Annotated in this window: 16 protein-coding genes and 1 other RNA gene; 9 read left to right on the forward strand and 8 right to left on the reverse strand. The window is 62.9% G+C overall.

Features of this window, described 5'->3' with window-relative positions; genetic code table 11:
* Positions 1 to 13: 13 nt before the first annotated feature.
* The 5 genes from glyA to serC form a co-directional block, all read right to left on the reverse strand.
* Positions 14 to 1,279: a serine hydroxymethyltransferase gene (glyA, locus tag IAE38_RS13165; RefSeq protein ID WP_201217904.1), complete on the reverse strand. Its 1,266-nt coding sequence runs from the start codon at positions 1,277 to 1,279 to the stop codon at positions 14 to 16.
* Positions 1,280 to 1,302: 23 nt separating this feature from the next.
* Positions 1,303 to 2,484 (reverse strand): aspartate aminotransferase family protein, encoded by a 1,182-nt coding sequence (locus IAE38_RS13170; RefSeq protein ID WP_201217905.1) that lies wholly within the window; start codon positions 2,482 to 2,484, stop codon positions 1,303 to 1,305.
* A 24-nt stretch (positions 2,485 to 2,508) separates the two neighbouring features.
* The gene (locus tag IAE38_RS13175; protein WP_201217907.1) at positions 2,509 to 3,351 is read right to left on the reverse strand and encodes a YggS family pyridoxal phosphate-dependent enzyme; all 843 of its coding nucleotides are present in this window, start codon (positions 3,349 to 3,351) and stop codon (positions 2,509 to 2,511) included.
* The gene (locus IAE38_RS13180) at positions 3,351 to 4,604 is read right to left on the reverse strand and encodes a benzoate/H(+) symporter BenE family transporter (protein WP_201217909.1); all 1,254 of its coding nucleotides are present in this window, start codon (positions 4,602 to 4,604) and stop codon (positions 3,351 to 3,353) included. The genes IAE38_RS13175 and IAE38_RS13180 overlap by 1 nt, the downstream gene beginning before the upstream one ends.
* 120 nt (positions 4,605 to 4,724) lie before the next feature.
* Positions 4,725 to 5,807 carry a 3-phosphoserine/phosphohydroxythreonine transaminase gene (gene serC / locus IAE38_RS13185; RefSeq protein ID WP_201217911.1) on the reverse strand — a complete coding sequence of 361 codons (1,083 nt, stop codon included), beginning with the start codon at positions 5,805 to 5,807 and terminating at the stop codon, positions 4,725 to 4,727.
* A 117-nt stretch (positions 5,808 to 5,924) separates the two neighbouring features.
* Here serC and pdxR point away from each other — a divergent pair, with 117 nt between their 5' ends.
* Positions 5,925 to 7,421, forward strand: a complete 1,497-nt coding sequence (gene pdxR, locus IAE38_RS13190; RefSeq protein WP_201209795.1) for a MocR-like pyridoxine biosynthesis transcription factor PdxR — start codon at positions 5,925 to 5,927, stop codon at positions 7,419 to 7,421.
* A 9-nt stretch (positions 7,422 to 7,430) separates the two neighbouring features.
* On the opposite strand, the gene IAE38_RS13195 is transcribed toward pdxR, so the two are convergent.
* Complete coding sequence (locus IAE38_RS13195; protein WP_201163627.1) at positions 7,431 to 8,729, reverse strand: serine hydroxymethyltransferase; 1,299 nt, start codon at positions 8,727 to 8,729, stop codon at positions 7,431 to 7,433.
* Positions 8,730 to 8,989: 260 nt separating this feature from the next.
* On the opposite strand from IAE38_RS13195, the gene IAE38_RS13200 reads away from it, so the two are divergent.
* The 8 genes from IAE38_RS13200 to IAE38_RS13235 all read left to right on the forward strand — a co-directional run bounded on the left by IAE38_RS13200 (position 8,990) and on the right by IAE38_RS13235 (position 15,123).
* Positions 8,990 to 10,204 carry an MFS transporter gene (locus IAE38_RS13200; protein ID WP_201217912.1) on the forward strand — a complete coding sequence of 405 codons (1,215 nt, stop codon included), beginning with the start codon at positions 8,990 to 8,992 and terminating at the stop codon, positions 10,202 to 10,204.
* A gap of 156 nt (positions 10,205 to 10,360) precedes the next feature.
* On the forward strand, positions 10,361 to 11,323 hold the full coding sequence (locus IAE38_RS13205; RefSeq protein ID WP_201217914.1) for an AurF N-oxygenase family protein: 963 nt from the start codon (positions 10,361 to 10,363) through the stop codon (positions 11,321 to 11,323).
* Entirely contained in the window at positions 11,320 to 12,372 is a 1,053-nt protein-coding gene (locus IAE38_RS13210; RefSeq protein WP_201217915.1) for an iron-sulfur cluster-binding domain-containing protein, read from the forward strand. Before IAE38_RS13205 ends, IAE38_RS13210 begins: the two co-directional genes overlap by 4 nt.
* A gap of 36 nt (positions 12,373 to 12,408) precedes the next feature.
* Entirely contained in the window at positions 12,409 to 13,110 is a 702-nt protein-coding gene (locus IAE38_RS13215) for a glutamine amidotransferase (RefSeq protein ID WP_201217917.1), read from the forward strand.
* 39 nt (positions 13,111 to 13,149) lie between these two features.
* The gene (locus IAE38_RS13220) at positions 13,150 to 13,518 is read left to right on the forward strand and encodes an antibiotic biosynthesis monooxygenase family protein (RefSeq protein ID WP_201163632.1); all 369 of its coding nucleotides are present in this window, start codon (positions 13,150 to 13,152) and stop codon (positions 13,516 to 13,518) included.
* 144 nt (positions 13,519 to 13,662) lie between these two features.
* On the forward strand, positions 13,663 to 13,950 hold the full coding sequence (locus IAE38_RS13225) for a hypothetical protein (RefSeq protein WP_201217919.1): 288 nt from the start codon (positions 13,663 to 13,665) through the stop codon (positions 13,948 to 13,950).
* Positions 13,951 to 14,048: 98 nt separating this feature from the next.
* Positions 14,049 to 14,440: a transfer-messenger RNA gene (gene ssrA, locus IAE38_RS13230) on the forward strand.
* A gap of 365 nt (positions 14,441 to 14,805) precedes the next feature.
* On the forward strand, positions 14,806 to 15,123 hold the full coding sequence (locus IAE38_RS13235) for a DUF3077 domain-containing protein (RefSeq protein ID WP_442968289.1): 318 nt from the start codon (positions 14,806 to 14,808) through the stop codon (positions 15,121 to 15,123).
* Positions 15,124 to 15,277: 154 nt separating this feature from the next.
* Here the strand turns inward: IAE38_RS13235 and IAE38_RS13240 are convergent, their stop codons facing one another.
* Together IAE38_RS13240 and IAE38_RS13245 are read right to left on the reverse strand one after the other, a co-directional pair.
* Positions 15,278 to 16,879, reverse strand: coding sequence for an argininosuccinate lyase (locus IAE38_RS13240; RefSeq protein ID WP_201217921.1), 1,602 nt, complete (start codon positions 16,877 to 16,879; stop codon positions 15,278 to 15,280).
* 127 nt (positions 16,880 to 17,006) lie between these two features.
* A complete protein-coding gene (locus IAE38_RS13245) occupies positions 17,007 to 19,400 on the reverse strand; it encodes a TonB-dependent siderophore receptor (protein WP_201217922.1) in 2,394 nt (797 codons plus the stop codon).
* Between the last annotated feature and the right edge of the window lie 84 nt (positions 19,401 to 19,484).

The raw sequence follows: 19,484 nt of genomic DNA on the forward strand, positions 1-19,484 counted from the left end.
GCCGGCAGCCGGTTCAGCCATACACCGGGTGACGACGGCACAAGGCAACCACCTGTTCACGCACATGGTGGCCCACCTCTTCACTGCGACCGCTCTCCAAGGCATCCAGCACATCGCATAACCAGCCAGCCACCTGCTCGCAAGCCTCGACGTCGAAACCACGGGTAGTCACCGCCGGGGTGCCGATACGCAAACCGGAGGTCACGAACGGCGAGCGCGGGTCGTTGGGTACCGAGTTCTTGTTGGCAGTGATATAGGCACTGCTCAGGGCCGCATCGGCTTCCTTGCCGGTGTAGGGCTTGGCAGACAGGTCGATCAGCATCATGTGGTTATCGGTGCCGCCCGACACAATCTTGTACCCCCGCGCCTGCAGCACCTTGGCCATGGCCCGCGCATTGGTCACCACCTTGGCCTGGTAAGTGCTGAACTCAGGCGACAGTGCCTCTTTGAATGCCACCGCCTTGGCGGCGATCTGGTGCATCAGGGGGCCGCCCTGGACGCCCGGAAACACCGCAGAGTCGAGCTTTTTGTAGAAGGCTTCACCCTGGCCTTTGGACAGGATCAAGCCACCCCGTGGCCCGCGCAGGGTCTTGTGGGTGGTGCTGGTGACCACGTGGGCATGGGGCAGCGGGTCCGGGTATTCACCGGCAGCCACCAGGCCGGCAACGTGGGCCATGTCCACCCAGAAAATCGCCCCGACCTTGTCAGCGATGGTGCGCATGCGCGCCCAGTCCTTGTAACGCGAATAGGCCGAGAAACCGCCGATCAGCATCTTGGGGCGGGTGCGCAGTGCGATGCGCTCCATCTCGTCGTAGTCCAGCAGCCCGGTTTCAGGGTCCAGGCCGTAGGGCACGATGTTGTAGTGGCGGCCGGAAAAGTTGGCCGGGTTGCCGTGGGTAAGGTGGCCGCCCTGGGCCAGGTTCATGCCCATCACCGTGTCACCCGGGCTGATCAACGCCAGGAACACCGCCGCATTGGCCTGGGCGCCGGCGTGGGGTTGCACGTTGGCGTAGTCACACTTGAACAGGGCCTTGACTCGGTCGATGGCCAGTTGCTCGGCCACATCGACATATTCGCAACCGCTGTAATAGCGCTTGCCTGGGTAGCCTTCGGCGTACTTGTTGGTCAGCACCGTGCTCTGGATCTGCATCACCAGGGGGCTGGCGTAGTTTTCCGAAGCGATCAGCTCGATATGGTCTTCCTGGCGATGCACTTCATTGTGAATGGCTTTGTTCAGTTCGGGGTCGAAAGCGTTGAGGGTAAGCGAGGCGTCGTACATGTGCGTAGGTCCTTTACGAGTATTCAGGCTTGAGGGGACAACAAGCGCGCCATGCGCGCGGCGATATCGTCGATCTGTGCGTCGTCGCAGATCAGGGGCGGCAACAGGCGCACGGTGTTGCCCCGGGTCACGGTGATCAACATGCGTTGCTCGTCACGGGCTTTGTTGACCAGGTCGGCACAGGGGTGATCGAGTTCGATCCCGACCATCAGGCCCAACCCACGAATGGACACCACCTGGGGGTGGCTGCCCAGGGCCAGCTTCAACGCGGCCAGCAGGCGGCGGCCCGAAGCGGCGGCACGTTGCGGCAGGTGGTCGCGCTGCATGATGTCGAGCACCGTGCAACCCACCCGGCATGCCAGCGGGTTGCCCCCGAAGGTGGAGGCGTGGTGGCCCGGCGAGAACAACTCGGCCGCCTTGCCATGTGCCAGGCAGGCGCCAATGGGGAAGCCGTTGCCCAAGGCCTTGGCCAGGCTGATCACGTCCGGCTCGATACCCGCGTGCTGGAAGCCGAACCAGGTGCCGGTGCGGCCCAGGCCGGTCTGCACTTCATCGATCATCATCAGCCAGTCGTGCTCGTCACACACCTGGCGCAGGGCCTGCAGGTAGCCCACGGAGGCTGCGTGCACACCCCCTTCACCCTGCACCGGCTCGACCAGTACCGCCACCACATTGGGCGATTGCGCCGCTACCTGGCGCACGGCGTCGATGTCGTCGTAAGGCACACGGATGAAGCCCGGCATCAAGGGCTCGAAGCCACGCTGCACAGCCGGGTTACCGGTGGCGGCCAGCGTGGCCAGGGTACGCCCGTGAAAACTGTTTTCCATCACCAGCACCTGGGGTTGCGCCACCTGGCGGGCGTTGCCGTGCAGGCGCGCCAGCTTCAGCGCCGCTTCGTTGGCTTCCGCGCCAGAGTTGCAGAAGAAGGCCCGCTGCATGCCCGAGAGCCGGCACAACCGCTCGCCCAGCTGTTCCTGCCACGGAATGCGGAACATGTTGGTGGTGTGCAGCAGCACGCCGGCCTGCTCGGTGATGGCCGCCGCGATTTCCGGGTTGGCATGGCCCAGGCTGGTCACCGCCACACCGGCGATGGCATCCAGGTATTCCACGCCCTCCGAGTCCCATAACAAGGCGCCCTGGCCACGGCTGAAGGCAACCGGCTGCCGGGCAGAGGTATTCATGAGGTAAGCAAGTGCAGCGGACATTGCGGGTTTTCCTTAACAGGGGGATCAATGGCTGGCGGTGGCCGCTACCGTGTCATCTTCAAGCGGGCGTGCATCGGCGGTCGGCCAGTAATACGCATCGGGCATGGCGCGCGCGCCGAAGATCGCCTGGCCAACCCGAACCACCGTCGCGCCCTCCTCGATGGCGACTTCGAAGTCCCCTGACATGCCCATCGACAGCTCCTGCAGCGACACACCTGCCGGGGCGCCTGGCAGCAGCCGGTCGCGCAACTCCCGCAGGCGCACGAAGCAGGGTCGCACGCGGGTAACGTCGGCAGAAAACAGCGCCAGGGTCATCAGGCCGCGCACCCGCAAGGTAGGGAAGGCGGGCAGCGCCTGTAAAAACGCTGCCACGTCGTCCGGCACTAGGCCGTACTTGCTGGCCTCACCCGAGGTGTTCACCTGTACGAACACGTCCATTTCCCGGCCTTCGATACGCAGGCGACGGTCCAGCGCCTCGGCCACGCGCAGGCTGTCCAGAGCCTGGAACTCGCTGGCAAAACGCGCCACCTGCTTGGCCTTGTTGGTCTGCAGATGGCCAATCACCGACCATTGCAGGTCTTGCAGGTCGGCCATGGCTTCCCACTTGCGCTGCGCCTCCTGCACCTTGTTCTCGCCCAGCAGCCGGCAGCCAGCGGCATATGCCAGGCGCAGGTGGGCTTCATCGAAGGTCTTGCTGACCGGCAACAAGCGCACGCTGGCCGGGTCGCGGCCAACCCGCTGGCACGCTTGGGCAATGCGTTGCTGCACCGCTGCCAGGTTGCGGCGGAAGTCTTCCACGCTGTTGGCCTGCGGGTAACGGCCGTGGCGCTCATGCAGGGTCGTGAGGTCTTCGGCGTGCGGGGTCATCAATGGGTTGCTCCTTTGCTAGGGACTGCAACGTGCTCTGGCTGGGGGATAGGGGCTTTGCCTCGCCGTGGCAGCTTGCCGTTGAGCACGGCGTAGGCCACCAGGCCGATCACAAGGCCCCAGAAGGCGCCGCCAATCCCGAGCAGGGTGATGTTGGCCGCGCAGGCCAGAAAGGTGATCAGGGACGCTTCGCGGGCTTTCACATCGGCCATGGCATTGGCCAGGCTCCCGCCGATGGTGCCCAGCAGTGCCAGCCCCGCCAGGGTGGTGATGAAGGTGGCCGGGAACGCCATGAACACCGCTGCCAGCGTGACACCGAAAATACCCACCAGAATGTAGAAGATGCCGGCGGCTACCCCTGCGATCCAACGCTTGGACGGGTCCTCGGAGGCTTCCTTGCCCGTGCAGATGGCCGCCGTGATGGCGGCGATATTGAACGCGTGCGAGCCGAACGGCGCCATCAGCAGCGAGCCCAGCCCCGTCACGCCAAGGATCGGGTTGGCACTGGTGTTGAACCCATCATTGCGCAACACCAGCATGCCCGGCATGTACTGCCCGGTAAGGGTGATCAGGAACAACGGCAACGCCACGCTCAACAGCGCATTGAGCGAAAACTCGGGCCGGGTGAACACCGGCGTCGCAAACTCCAGTGCCAGGCCAGAAAAATCCACCCGCGCCTGCATCACCAGGAACACAAGCCCCAACACCAGGATGCCGACCACCGCATAGCGCGCACTGAAGCGTTTGAAGACGATGTAGGCGCCGATCAGCACACCGACCAGTACCGGGTCGACGCTCATGCTGGCAAACGCACCGATACCGAACTGCAGCAGGATGCCACCCAGCAAGCCAGCCGCTACCCCCGGGGGGATCAACCGCACGGCCTTTTCAAAGTAACCCGATACGCCCAGCACCACGAACGCGGCTGCCGAAATCATGTACGCCCCCACCGCCTGCGCATAAGGCGTGGTCGCCAGGGCAACGATCAGAAAGGCTGCTGCGGGGGTCGACCAGGCGGTGATGATCGGCTCACGGCTCACCCAGCTGAGGAACAGCCCGGTCACCCCCACCCCGATCGACACCGACCACACCCACGATGCCGTCAGCTCGGGGCTTAGCCCGGCCACCTTGGCGGCCTGGAAGACCAGGATGAAGGTGCCCCCATAATTGACGATCACCGAGATGAGCCCGGCGACAACCGGGTGCAGCAGGTCCCGCAGGCGCAGGGACGAGAGAGGTTGAGTAGATGACATAGGTCTTGGCTCCTTGCTAGACGATGTATCCGGCCACGCTGGGCGGTTATTTATAGCCATTGATTGGCAGGCTTTACCCCTACACTTCAAAGCGGCAGACCAGACCACTTTTTGCGTGCATCAACCCTGACGGCGCGCAAACGCCTGCATGAACGCGCACAAGGCAGCCACCGCGTCCACCGACACGGCGTTGTACAGGCTGGCGCGCAGGCCGCCCACGCTGGCGTGGCCTTTGAGGCCGTGCAGGCCGGCCTCCTCGGCCTGGCGCAGGAAGGCCGCTTCCAGCACCGGGTCGGCCAGGCGGAACGGCACGTTGTTGATGGAGCGATACGGCGCCTGCACCGGGTTGCGGTAAAACCCTTCACTGGCATCGATCACGCTGTACAGCAGGCTCGCCTTGGTCTGGTTGCGCTGATGCAAGGCGTGCAAGCCGCCGCTGCGCTTGATCCACTTGAGCGTCAGGCCGGTGAGGTACCACGGGTAGGTGGCCGGGGTATTGAGCATCGAGCGCGCATCGCTGATACGCGCATAGTTGAGAATGTCCGGGGTAAACGCATGGGCACGCTGCAGCAGCGCCGGGTCAACGATCACCACTGTCAGCCCGGCCACCCCCATGTTCTTCTGGGCTGCGGCATACACCAGCCCGTGCCTGGCGATGTCGATGGGCTTGGACAGCAGGCTGGAACAGGCATCGCACACCAGCGGCGCGGCGCTCGCCGGCGGGTCGCTGAACTGCACGCCATGCACGGTCTCGTTTTCGGTGTAGTGCAGGTAGGCGGCGTTGGCATTGAGCTGCCAGTGTTCGGGCTGGGGAATGTGGTCGAAGCCGCTGGCCTTGGCACTGGCAACCACGCGTACGTCGCAGTAGCGCCGCGCCGCCTCGATGGCCTTGCCCGACCACAGGCCGGTGTGCACGTAGTCTGCCGTGCCCCTTTCACCTGCCAGGTTCATCGGCACCTGCGCAAATTGCAGCGAGGCGCCGCCCTGCAGGAACAGCACGCGGTAGGCGGCAGGCACCTCGAGCAGTTCGCGCAGGTCCTGCTCTGCCTCTTCTGCCACGGCAGTGAACAGCGGCGAGCGGTGGCTGATTTCCATCACCGACATGCCGGTGCCGGCAAAGTCGAAAAACTCGTCGTGCGCCTGGGTGAGCACTTCCAGCGGCACGGCGGTGGGCCCTGCACTGAAGTTGTGTGATCGTGCCATGTCGAAGGGGCTCCTGTGCAAGCGGTGACCAGGCCGGGCCTGGAGTGGCGAGGGCCAGAGTCTACGGGTAGACTGGCCTGCTACTACCGGCCAGTTCAAGGATACAGAGCAGACCACATGGCAAAGACCTTCGAGCTGGAAACGCTGAAGATGCGGCTGAACGACGCCGAGTTTCAGCTGCTGGACCTGCATCAACGCATCCAGCGGGCCTTGCGTGCGCTGATTCTGGACGGGGCCCTGAGCCCAGGCTTGAAGTTGCCGTCTACCCGGGTGCTGTCCAAATCCCTGGGCTGTGCCCGCGACACCGTCGAAAACGCCTACGTACAGCTGCACCGGGACGGCTTCGTGGTGCGCCGTGAAGGCGCTGGCAGCTACGTCTGCGACACCTTGGGCATGGAACTGCGCGGTGCCAACCCTCGCCGCCTGAAGGCGCAGGAGGTTCGGCGCAGCGTCACGGACCCTGGCGCAGGCCTCAGCCAGCGCGGGCGGATGATCCTCGACACCGGTGGCGTGCGTGACCAGCAAGTGATCAAGGCCTTTGCCACCGGCCTGCCAGAAACCCGCAGCTTCCCCACCGACGTGTGGGAGCGCTTGCAACGCCAGGTGGTCAAGGACTACCGCGCCAGCGTGCTGCTGCACGGCGACCCTCAAGGGGCCGAGCCCCTGCGCAAGGCCATTGCCACCTACCTGAACCTTGAGCGCGGCGCCAAGTGCTCGCCCGACCAGGTGCTGGTGCTCAGCAGCACCCGCCAGGCGTTGTACCTGTGCGCACAGTTGCTGGTGGACGCTGGCAAGCCGATCCTGCTGGAAAACCCCGGCTACTATGGCGCACGCAAGGCGTTCCAGATTGCCGAAACCAGGGTGCTGCCCATCGACGTGGACGAACGGGGTATCCGCACCGACCTGCTGCACGACGACCGCAGCGGTGCCAGTTGCGTGTACGTCACACCTTCGCACCAGTACCCCACCGGCGCGACGTTGCCGCTGGAGCGGCGCCTTGAGCTGATCAACTGGGCGGCGCAGAAAGGCAAGTGGATCATCGAAGATGACTACGACAGCGAGTTCCATTACGACGGGCAACCCACAGCTTGCGTGCAGGGCCTGGACAAGTACCAGCGCACGCTTTACATCGGCACCTTCAGCAAGACCCTCTACCCCGGCCTGCGCATGGGCTACATGGTGCTGCCCAACGAGCTGGTCAAACCCTTTGCCTACGCACGCAGCATGATGGACGGCCACACCCCGCAGACACTGCAGCTGACCTTGGCGCGCTTCATGGAGGACGGCCATTACAACGCCCATGTGCGGGCCATGCGCAAGCTGTATGCCGGGCGTCGGTCGATCATGTTCGACGCCATCGGCAAGTACCTCAGTGCAGTGGTCACGGCCGAGCTGCCGCCAGGCGGGCTGCAGATCCCCTGCCTGCTCAAGGCCGGTTGGTCCGAGGAAAAGACCATCCGCCAGGCCGCCACTGCCGGTGTTCAGCTGTCCGGCCTCAGCGGCCTGTACGTGGGCGAGCCGAAGCAGCAGGGCTGGCTGCTGGGCTATTCCTCACTGACCGCCTACGAGATCGAAGCCGCCATGTTGCGCCTGGCCAACGCCCTGAAAATCTGACTGGCGGGCTCAGTAGGGCAACCTGAAGCGCCGGGTCAGGTCGCTGATGCCTTCACGAATGGCGTGTTCGGTGCGGATGTCCAGCGAGCCACTGCGCACGCCACCCAGCATGGCCAGGATCATGTCGCCGATTTCGCGAAACTCGTCAACGCCCATGCCGCGTGACGTGCACGCAGCGCTGCCCAGGCGAATGCCGGAGGTAACCCTGGGCGTGCCGGCATCGCCGGGCACCACGTTGCGGTTCACGGTAATGCCGATGGCCTCCAGCGCAGCCTCGGCCACGTTGCCCGCCAGGCCCCACGGCCGCAGGTCGACCACCCCCAGGTGGGTGTCCGTGCCCCCCGACACCACCAAAAGCCCACCTTCGGCCAGGCGCCCGCACAGTGCCTGGGCATTGGCCACCACGGCATGAGCATAGGGGCCGAAGCCCGGCTGCAACGCCTCGCCCAGCGCCACCGCCTTGGCCGCCACCGTGTGCATCTGGGCTGCCCCCTGCAAACCCGGGAACACCGCTGCATCGATCTTGCGCGCCAAGGCCTGATCGCTGCACAGAATCATGCCGCCACGGGGCCCGCGCAAGGTGGCGTGGGTGCTCAGGGTGGTGACATGGGCATGGGGCACAGGCGACGGGTAGGCGCCACCGGCAACCAGCCCGGCCACGTGGGCGATGTCGGCCATCAGGTACGCCCCCACGTCGTCGGCAATGGCGCGAAACCGCGCAAAGTCCAGCGCCCGTGAATACGCCGCGGCGCCCGCGATGATAAGGCGCGGGCAATGCTCCCGGGCAATCTGCTCCACTTCGTCCATGTCGACCCTGTGGGTAACCGGGCTTACCCCGTAGCTGATGGCATTGAACCAACGCCCGGAGACATTGAATGCGGCGCCGTGGGACAAATGGCCGCCGGCCTTCAGGTCCAGGCCCAATATCTTGTCTTCCGGCGCCAGCAATGCCAGGAATACAGCCTGGTTGGCCTGGCTGCCTGAATGGGGTTGCAGGTTGGCGTGGGCGCACTCGAACAACAGCCTGGCCCGCTCGATGGCCAGGGTTTCAATGGCGTCGGCATTGCCGCAACTGGCGTAATAGCGCCGCCCGGGGTAACCCTCGGCATATTTGTTGGTGAGCACCGAACCCTGGGCCTCCAGCACCGCGCGGCTGACCACGTTCTCGGCGGCGATCAGCTCGATAGACTGCAACTGGCGCTGACGCTCGGCATCAATGGCCTGCCAGACTTCACCGTCTACCTGGGGCAGCGCAGCACCACTGACGCCGGGCAGTGCCAAGCCCTCCCGATAAGCGAAACGCGGCATGCTCACTCCTTGTGTAAACGCCTAAAACTCGCCGCCCTACCCTAGCGGCTCAGGGTGCCTGCGCCCCTACCAGTTCGGGCCGGTGTTGCAGACCACCGCCGGGGGTACTGCTGTCACATGTCTAAGCCAGGGGCTGGCGCGGGCACGATGCAGCTAGCTTAAGTGGTCTGGTTTGGGTCGCAGTAATGGACTACCGCGCAAGACCGTTGCCTCTTTAAGCTCTGCGCCGGTTTTGCCCTGCTTACCACACAGGTTTCGCCATGACGCTTCGTATCGGGTTATTACCTCAAGTCGCCGCTGCTCACTTCGTCAGCCACCTGCACATCATGGTGCTGGCAGCGCTGTTCCCGCTGCTGCCAGCGTTCTTCCAGGTGGACTATGTGAAACTGGGCCTGGCCTTGAGCCTGTTCAACATCGTGACGGCACTGGTACAAGCCCCCATGGGGTTTGCCGTGGACCGCTTTGGTGCGATGCGCCTGTTGCGGGCCGCTCTGGCGCTGGGCAGCAGCAGCCTACTGCTGATCGCAGTGGCGCCCAGCTACTTCTGCCTGTTGCTTGGCATGGCCCTGGCCGGGGTTGCCAACGCCATCTACCACCCCGCCGACTATGCCTTGCTGTCGCGTCATATCGACCCGGCCCATATCGGCAAAGCGTTTTCGGTGCACACCTTCGCAGGTTTCCTGGGCGCCGCTGTGGCCCCGGTGTTCCTGTTGAGCGTTGCCGTGGCCAGCACCCCGGCCATGGCGTTCGCGGCGGCAGCACTGGTGGGGTTTGCAACCTTGGCGGTGCTGTGGGTGCAAGGCTCGGCGCTGCCGCAGGCCACCCACGTGCAATCGGCCACGCCTGCAGGCCAGCCTGCGGTAGGCCGCCTGGCACTGCTGTCACCGATGGTGGTTAGCCTCACCGTGTTATTCGTATTGCTGAACCTGAGCACCGGCGCGATCGAAAAATTTTCTGTCGCCGCCTTGATGCAAGGCCAGGGCGTCGCCCTGAACTGGGCCAACTCGGCACTCACCGCTTTCCTCTTCGCCAGCGCTTTCGGCGTGCTGGCCGGGGGCACGCTGGCCGACCGAACCCAACGCCACGGCGTGGTGGCAGCCAGTGCATTTGCCCTGGCGACCCTGCTGATGATGCTGGTCGCCACCACGCGCCTGAACGAGCCGGCACTGCTGGCTGTGCTGGGGGTGACGGGGTTCCTGACCGGGGTGATAGCCCCCTCGCGTGACATGCTGGTACGCGCTGCCGCCCCAAAAGGTGCCGAAGGTAAAACCTTCGGCATCGTTTCGACCGGTTTCAATATCGGCGGCACACTCGGGCCGGTCGGGTTTGGATGGCTGCTGGACCAGGGCCACCCCACAGGGATTTTCTGGGGCAGCGCAGCCTTCATGGGCCTGACTGTTGCAGTGACGTTACTGCAGGAGCGAGCCCTGGCCAACAACAGAAAAACAAGCGTGCTACAACTCACTTATAAATGATTCATATCAAAAAGCGCACACTGTTTTTACCGCAAACTTGAAGGGCGCCACCCTGCATACATTGCGTTGTAGCACGCTGTTTTCGTGTGCCCGTCAATGTGTTGTAACGGCACGTTCCACAATAATACACACAACCGAAACGCCTGGAGCTTAAACATGGAAGTTAAGAGTTACACCACCGACGACGCCGTGGGCAATATGTTGTCCAAACTGGCCACTCTCTGGAAAACCCGCGCAGCTGTGAACCAGCCGCAGCCGGACTACTGGGGCCTGGCATTCGATCCCACAAAGAACGACTTCAGCCTGTCGTTGCTGCCATTCCGGCAGCACCAGGCGTGGCGTGAAGCGCCAGAAGCACTGAAATCCAAATGCCTGTCCTATGCGTGGGGCATCTACAACCTCAAAACCATTTATATCGAATGCAATGTGGTGGTGCCCGCCTGCGAAGACATTATCAAAACCCCGCCACACAGTAATAACCGCACCTTGCTGCAAGATGTCATGTCCCAGGCCATGCTCGACGAAGCATTGCACACGCGCATGTCCATCATGGCCTGCAATTATATTTATGACATGCGCAAACTGGCGCCGCTGGACTTCAGCGCCTTCAACTTGGTGACCTGGCGCGAAGCCCTGCTGGCCAATTGCACGGCCGAGTGGGAACGCCGCCTGACCCGCTTCGGCATCGCTTGTGCCAGCGAAACGCTGATTACCGATTACCTCAAGACCATGGCAGAAGACGCCAGCATCCAGGCGGTCTGCCACGAAGTCACCCGCACCCACGCCATGGACGAGTGGAGCCATTCGAGCGTGTTCAGTTTTGTCGCGTCCGACATCGTCCACGGCCTGAGCCGTACTGAACGCCAGTACTTGCGCTCGGTCATCCTGCGCACGGTGCAAATGTTCGCCAACAACGAAATGGGCGCCTGGTCCAAGGTGTTCTCCATGCTCGATTTCCCGCATGCCAACGAGATTCTGCATGACGTGGGCGACAACAACGAAATCAGTGTGTACACCGATTCGCTGCAGGCGCTGGTCGATCGCATCGGCCTGGCCGGCAATGGCCTGGGCAGTGCAGAGCTGGCAGTGGAGCAGTTGAACGAAAGGGCCAGCGCATGAACCCGACCTTCAAGGCGCTGTGCGAGCAGGTGCACAGCGAAACGGCCCAGGTAAAGGTGTTCAGCCTGCGCGTACTCGACGCCCCCCGCGACTTCCTTGCACGCCTGGAGCCGGGCAGGCACGTGGCCCTGCAAGCTGCAGACATGGCTGGCACGCGCCAGCAGCGCCTGTACTCGATTACCCGCAAGTCGGCGGACGACCGGTTCGAAATTGCGGTAAGGCGCGAAGGGCATGGTGGGGTTTCAGACCATCTGCACGCGGCGCTGCAGGCTGGGTCAAGCACGTCGCTGCAGTGCGTGGAGGGGGACATAACCGTGGCATCCCTGGTCGGGTGCCGGCAGGTCGGCATGCTTGCCGGCGGTATCGGTATCACCCTGCCGCTTGCCCTGCTGCGCGGGTTTGCGCAACGGGCACAAGAAGGTCTACCCGTACCGCAGGTCAGCCTGCTGCTGTGCGTGCCATCCACCGCCGAGCTGCCTTTTCTGCACGAGCTGCTGGCACTGGAGCTGACCCAGCCATGGTTCGCCCTGCAGGTGTTCGTCACCCGCGAAGCCATCACTGGCAAAGGCCACTTCAGCGCAGGCCGCCCACAAGCCAACGACCTGAAGAGGCTGGGTAACCCAGACAGCGTGGTGATCTGTGGCAGCCATGGCTTTGCTCAGGGCATGCGTGAGCACCTGCAAGCCGAGCTGCCTGCAAGCCGGCTGCTGATCGAATCGTTCGGCGCACCGGCAGCACCCGTGGCGGCTACACCTTATACCGAGGCCAGCGACACCCTGCGCCTTCACCTGAAGCACAACGGCCAGGTGCTGGAGCCGCCTGCCGGCAAAAGCCTGCTGGAGATGCTTGAGACCAGCGGCATCGAGGTGCGCAGTGTCTGCCGGGCGGGCATCTGCGGCCATTGCCGGCTGAAGGTGTCGGAAGGGGAATACACCCTGGAGCCCGATTTTTGCCTGACCGACAAGGACAAGGATGAAGGCTGGGCGCTGGCCTGCTGCACCTTCCCCACGTCCGGCACCCTCAAGGTCGACCTCAACGCCTCGGCCTAAGCTGCAACCGCCGCTCCCTCAACCACAGGATTTCCCATGAAAACTGCAATTGCACTGCGCCACATCCATTTCGAAGACGTTGGCACCCTGGATGCGGTGCTGGCCGACGCAGGCTATGCCCTCACCTACCTGGACCCAACCGTCGATACCCTCGACGGCGAGCAGGTGGTGAAGGCCGACCTGCTGATCGTGCTCGGCGGCCCTATCGGGGCCTATGACGAACAACTGTACCCCTTCCTGCATGACGAGCTGAAGCTGGTACGCCAGCGCATCGAGTGCGGCAAGCCCATGCTCGGCATCTGCCTCGGTGCGCAGTTGATCGCCCGCGCCATGCACGCCAAGGTGTACCCCATGGGCGTCAAGGAAATCGGTTTTTCGCCGTTGACCCTGACCGCAGCCGGCCAGGATTCTCCCCTTGCTGCCCTGCAGGGCACCCCCGTGCTGCACTGGCATGGCGACCAGTTCGACGTACCCGAAGGCGCGCAGCTGCTGGCCAGCACCCCGGTTGGCGCACACCAGGCGTTTGCCGTGGGCCATACCATTCTGGGCCTGCAGTTCCACCTGGAGGCCGATACCACTCGCATCGACCAGTGGCTGGTGGGGCACGCCAGTGAGCTGGGCCAGGCCGGCATCGACCCGGTTGCGCTGCGCGCGGCCGCCAAAGGCCTGGAAGGCCGTCTGAGCCTTGCTGCAGGCCGCGTGATGCAGGCGTGGCTGAGCAACCTGCCTACCCGCTGAAACCCATTACAAAAAACCGTCAAGGATGAGGAGCTGAAGATGATTGTCGTACTGTTCGAATTGCAGGCATTGCCAGGCCAGGGTGAAACCTACGTAGACCTGGTCAACAAGCTCACCCCGTTGCTGCAGCCGATGGAGGGCTTTATTTCGGTGGAGTGCTTCCAGAGCACACTGAACCCAAAAAAGGTGATGTCGGTAACCACCTGGCGCGATGAAGAAGCCGTGGTGCAATGGCGCAACGTCACCGCCCACCTGTCGGCCCAACGCGCCGGCCGCGACAAGATCTTCGACGACTACCGCGTGCGCGTCACCTCGGTGATCCGCGACTACGGCCTGCGCGATCGCGAGCAGGCACCCTACAACGTCGTCGTCGACGGCGAACGTGCCTCGGCCTGCCCGGTGGCTTGAATGGCTGGTAGGTAAGTAGAGCGCAGGTAGGACGGTCGCTTCCTTTGGCCACTCAAGCACCCCGCCAACAGGATTGAACTGTTGGCGAATGGCCACAGTCCACCTTTACAGGCCCACCTACCAGAGGCCACAGAGGAGACTCCCATGAAAGGTACCGCGCTTTCGGCCCTGTTCGCGGCCGCTACCCTGCTGGCCTCGCCAGTCTTCGCAGAAGACCTGTGCGCCATCAACCTGCAAAAGATCAATGACATGCAGGCTACCGCCGGCAATACCTCCGAAGGCTTGGATAAAGCCGTGACGGAGCGCGTCGACGAGGCCAAGCAGGCACAGGCCAGTGGCGACACCAAGAAGTGCATCGAGATCACCAGTAAAGTAGTTAACCGTCTCGAAAAAACCGACAAAGGCAGCGGCTCGAGCAGCGGCGGCGCCTGATGCAGCGTACGGGTGACCGGTCTGGTGGTCGACGGCGCCCGCGCAATGCCGTATACTCGATTCCACGTGCCGTAAGGTACGTTAGCTAGAGCTAGTGTGGGGCCGATTAGGATTCGACGCCGGTAGCGAAACTCTAGGTGCATGCCGAGTTGGTAACAGAACTCGTAAATCCACTGTTGCAACTTTCTATAGTTGCCAATGACGAAAACTACGAGGGCTACGCTCTCGCTGCGTAAGCAGCTGAGCCCGCTCTCCTGGTAGCTTCGGCTCCAGCAATCACCAGGGGATGCCTGTAAACCCGAAGTGATTGTCATACAGAACAGGATCGTCGTGTAGCACGTTGGGGGCAAAGCGACTAAAACTTACCCAACTCGTCCAAAGCACCCTGCCCGTCGGGCGGCTGCGGATTAACTCAATAGACACGGCTAAGCATGTAGTACCGACAGCGGAGTACTGGCGGACGGGGGTTCAAATCCCCCCGGCTCCACCAAATTCCAAAAAGAAGACGCCCTCGGGCGTCTTTTTTTGTGCCTGGCAATTGGGCTTACCGAAGCAGAAAAATCAGATTTAGGCCCTTTCGTGTAGGCCGTTTCCCAAAGATACTCCGTGGGCCTGTTTTCCGTTGCGGTCGTTTTTTCGGGGTTTTAGTCTCTGTGGGTCGTTGCATCTCAACGATACGACTTTGACAGGTCGCGACGGTAATCAACAAAGCAGCCGCCCTTATGGCAGCTGTACGTGCGGGCACGCTTGCGTGCGCCGGAACTTGTTGTTTCCGCCGGTCTGTCAACCCACGTACAGCTGCCACCCTCTGTTTGACAGCAGCCGGTGACGGCCCTGCAAACGGAAGCAATCTTGATGAAAATAGTCCCCGATCCGCCACATCACCGCTCATTGGCCAACGATGACAGCTTGCGCACAGTGGGTAAGACGGTGTTTTATCAGGGTGAAAACCACACCCACGCCCTGTTCCGCATAGAACCCGGCATCCCCTGCCAGAGCGCCCGTGAACAGGCCTCCGAACTGATGGGCTACGCCCGTGACCTGACCATCGACGGGCTGATGGAGGACAAACCCAAGCTGATCTGGGCAGCGCATTATCTCTGCGCGCTGGGCAAGGCGCTGCTGGACGATGCTGAATTGGGCATGATGCAGCGCGCTCCCGGTAACTCGTGATCGAACGCTGATTGCGTTGGGGCTGCGTTGCAGCCCATCGCGACCTGCGGTCGCTCCTACGGGTGCGGTTGCAGGGCTGCCACTGTAGGAGCTAGCGCAGCTCGCGATGGGGTGCGAAGCGCCCCCGGCTATCTATGACCAAACGCTCACAGTGCTATCGGTCGCTTTTATCCATCAACCCCTCAAACGCCTTATCAAGCACCTGCCCGGCATCCGCCAGTTTCTGCCGCCGCTGCTGCATCCACGCCTGGTCGTCCTGCAAGCGCTGCCTGGCTTCAGCCAGCATACGCCGCACTTCCTCCGGCTGCGGGCCGCCGGTGCCTTTACGGCTTTGCACCATCGCGCGGGGCGACAGGCTGGCGCGGAAATCCGCTTCGCTCAGGGGCAATATGTTGTCCTTCCACTGGTGTTTGTCCGCCGCCTGGGTATACAGCGCCTGCGCGTCCGCGTAGGCAAAGTTCTTGGGCAGCGTGCCTTCAGCACGGGCCTTCTCGACGATCAGCGAAGCAAAGCTGTGGCCGATGCGGAACGGCACATGGTGCTTGCGCTCCAGGGTGTCGGCCAACTCCATCGAGGTGGTCCAGTCAGCATCCAGCTCCTCTTCAGCCCGGGCTGCATTGATTTTCAGCGCATCCAGCACCTGGTCCAGGCGCTTGAACATTTCACCGCTGGTGGTAAAGAGGCCCAGGTCGTCGAACGCGGCCTTGTAATCGGTCATGCCGGTGGTGACATTGTGCGCGCGCACGGTGGTGGCATTGGCCAGCCCGACCACATCGGACGCCGCCTCCCGGGTGCGCATCAGGAGGCCAGGGTTGCGCTTTTGCGGCATGGCACTGCTGGTGTAGGTCGAGGCCTCATCCAGCAAGATCCACGGCCGGGTCTGGTGATACTGGGTGTGGATATCGCCAATGAACGCGCCGATACGAATCGCCGAGGATGACACCAGACCAGAGGCTTCCAACGGAATGTCATAGGTGGACACCTGGCTGGCGTCCAGCGAGTTCTCCCGCACACCGTCAAAGCCCAGCAGCGCTGCCAGCCGCTCACGGTTGATCGGGTAACCGGAGTTGGCCAGCACCGCAGTGCCCAAGGGGCTCAGGTTCAGCCGTGCGTACAACTCATGCAGGCGCTGCGCATCGCGTTCAAACGATGCCTCGTAGGCCAGCAGGTAGTGGGCATAGCTGATCGGCATGGCTTGCACGCCGTTGGTATAAGCCGGCACCAGGGTATCGATGTGCTCGGCGGCGAGCTTGAGCAAACGCTGGCGCGTGGCGTTCAGGGCATCGCCGTAGGCGAGCATGTGGGTGCGCAGTGAGGCCAGGCGGTAGGTGGCATACATGTCCTGGCGGCTGCGGCCGGAATGAATCAGCGAAGCCTCAGGGCCCACCTTGTCGGTGAGGATCTGCTCCAGTTGCAGGACGTCGCTAGGGCGCTTGCCATCGGGCTGCTCGCCTTGCTCGATGGCATAACGCACGCCACCGGCTATGGAGGCGGCTTGCTCGGCGGTGACGATGCCAGCCTCTTTGAGCATCACCAACGAGGCCTTGTTGATGCGGTTGAGATAATCGAACTGGCTTTCGCCCTTGCGCCCCTGCGCGGGTGCCTTTTCTACAAAAGCCCCGATCTTGCGCGCCTGCTCGGCGCATTCGGCAGTGGTCTTGCACGGAGTGTCTGCCGTATTAGCGGCGTAGGCGGAGGGGAATGACAGCCAGGCACAGGCAATGGCGATGCTAAGCAGTGTTCTTGTTGTTTTCATGGTGGCTCTGCTGAGTGTGGAGGTTGCCTGATGCTAACGGGCAGTTGCGGCGCTTGAAAGCCTTGGTCCCGATAGCTGCCCCAGGCAACCTCCGCTCAATCACCGGCATCGCCGGCGTGCGCAGGGCTTACCAGCTATAACTCACCCGCGCCGTAACCTCACGCGCCGGGTTGTAATAGTCCGCCGTCCCCGACCCCACGACATGCTGCTCATCGAACAGGTTGCTCACGTTCAATGCCAGGTCAGTGCCCTTGGCGATGCGGTACTTCAGCGCCGCATCGAACAACGTAGTGCCATCGGTCTTCTTGGTATTGGCCGCGTCCATGTAGTAAGCCCCCACGTATCGCGCACCCAGCCCGACACTCACGTCGGTGTCCGGGATGTCGTAGTAGGTCCAGAGCGAGGCCGAATGCTTCGGCGCCGTGGCGAAAGCGTTGCCCTTCAGTGATGTGCCGTCGTACAGCGAGCCGCGCTTCACGTCGGTGTCCATGTACGAATAGGCGCCAATCACGCTGATATCAGCCGTCACCTGGGCCTTGGCTTCAAGGTCCAGGCCACGTGCGTGGGACTCGCCAACGGTTTGCTGCTCGATGATGCCGCTGGGCAGCACCACGGCGATGGTGACGTTTTCCTGAGTCAGGTCGTATACCGCAGCGGAGAACATCGCGTCCATGCCAATCGGCGAATACTTCACGCCCACTTCGTACTGCTTGCCGGTTTGCGGGGTCACGCCAACCTGGGGCGGTGAGACCGACTCCACCATGCTGAAGTAGGTGGACACCTCGTCGTTGACGATATAGGTCAGCGCGGCGCGATACGAGGTTTCCGACAGGTTGTCACTTTGCTTGACGGCACCGCCCACGTACTCGGTGCTGGACACGTCCATGGCATCGTTGCGCACGCCCGCTGTGGCGATCACACGGTCGTAGAACGACAGGTTCTGCTGCAGGAACACGGCCTTGGTGGTCACGTCCTGCTTCTTGCGGCTGTAAGGGGCGATATTGCGAGGCACGCCAGTGAATACCGGGTTGGCGATATCGATGGGGGTGGCCAGGCTGTAGATCGAACTTTGCTTCGTGGAGGAATCGAGATACTCCACCCCTACCAGGCTGCTGCTGTCGATGTGCTCGAACTGCGCATCGTACTGCAGCATCAGGTTGCCGTTGAGCTGGTCGGCGTCGCTGTCGGTGCCGAATACATAGCGTGGGATGGTGGTGCCCACCCGCGACGCGCTGTCGCTGAGATAGGCATAACCGAAATCGTCACTCAGCTCGCTGTAGCGCAGGTTGCCGCGCAAAGTGAAGCCGTTGTCGAAGTCATGGGTGATGTTGCCGCTGAGGCTGGTGCGCTCGACGTCATGGAAGTTGTAGCTTGGTTCGCCGAAGAACTTGCTGCGGTCGTATTGCTTGTCCAGCGGGTAACCACCGCTGTTGGGGGAGCTGTTGGTTTTCAGGTAATCCAGCACCACGGTGGCCGATGTGAAGTCCGTGGGCGCCCAGGTCAGCCCGCCCATGACGAAGCGGCTGTCGTCCTGCGAATGGTCGTATTCGCGGTCACTGTTCTGCAGCTTGGCCGTGAAGCGGCCGGCGACGGTGCCGCCTTCGTTGAGCACATCACCCACATCGATGCCGGTTTCGGCATGGTCATAGGAACCGTAGGTGACATAACCCTGGCCAAACTGCTCGAAACGGGGCTGCTTGGTGACGAAGTTCACCGAGCCCCCGGGGTCTGCCGGGCCGAACAAGGTGGAGTTCGCACCACGCAAGATCTCGATGCGCTCGTAGGCATAAGGGTCTTCACGCACACCGCGCATGGAGCTCAGCGTCAGGCCATCGCGATACGTGGTGGCCTGGAAGCCGCGGATCTGGAAGTAGTCGTTGCGGTCGTCGGAGCCGTAGAAATCGCTGATGACACCCGGTGTGTACAGCAGCGCTTCTTCCGTGGTGCTGACGCTGCGCTGCTCCATCTCCTTGCGGGTCACCACCGAGACGGACGCCGGCGTGTTGAGGATACTGGTCGCAACCTTGCCACCCACCCACAGCTCCTTGGCCACCACCGAGTTGGTATCGTCATCGGCGCTGGCTTTGACCTTGGCGTTGATGATGACAGGCGCCAGGCGATAATCCTCGGTCGCGCCGATCTCCAGTGGGCCGGCAGGCCGGGCCTGCGGGATGATTCGATAAGCAGTGGGGCCCTGCTGCTCCGGCTGCAGGTCGGTGCCCTGCAACAGCGAAGACAACGCTGCCGCTGTACCCAGCGCACCCTGCACGCCCTGGGTGTTGCGGTCGGCAAGGGCCTGGGCATCGAACGAGACGCTCACGCCGGCCTCGCGGGCGAAACGGTCCAGGGCAGGGGCCAGTGGGCCGGCAGGGATGCTCCATTGTTTGAGGGGGCTGTTCTGGTCAGCCGCAGCGGGTTGAGCCCACGATGGTAATGCGTAGCTGCTGACCACCATGCCAAGCAGGGCAGCCTTCAAGGCGCGGTTCAAGGGATGGCGCGGTGAAACCGGGGTAGAACTCATTTTCTCGCTCCGTTACGGGGTCGGCGGGCTGGCCTGTATTCCGGCCTTCCCTACCTGCCGAACGAGAATGAGAAAACACCTCAT

The sequence above is a fragment of the Pseudomonas sp. S32 genome, from assembly GCF_016648095.1.
Lineage (GTDB): Bacteria > Pseudomonadota > Gammaproteobacteria > Pseudomonadales > Pseudomonadaceae > Aquipseudomonas > Aquipseudomonas parafulva.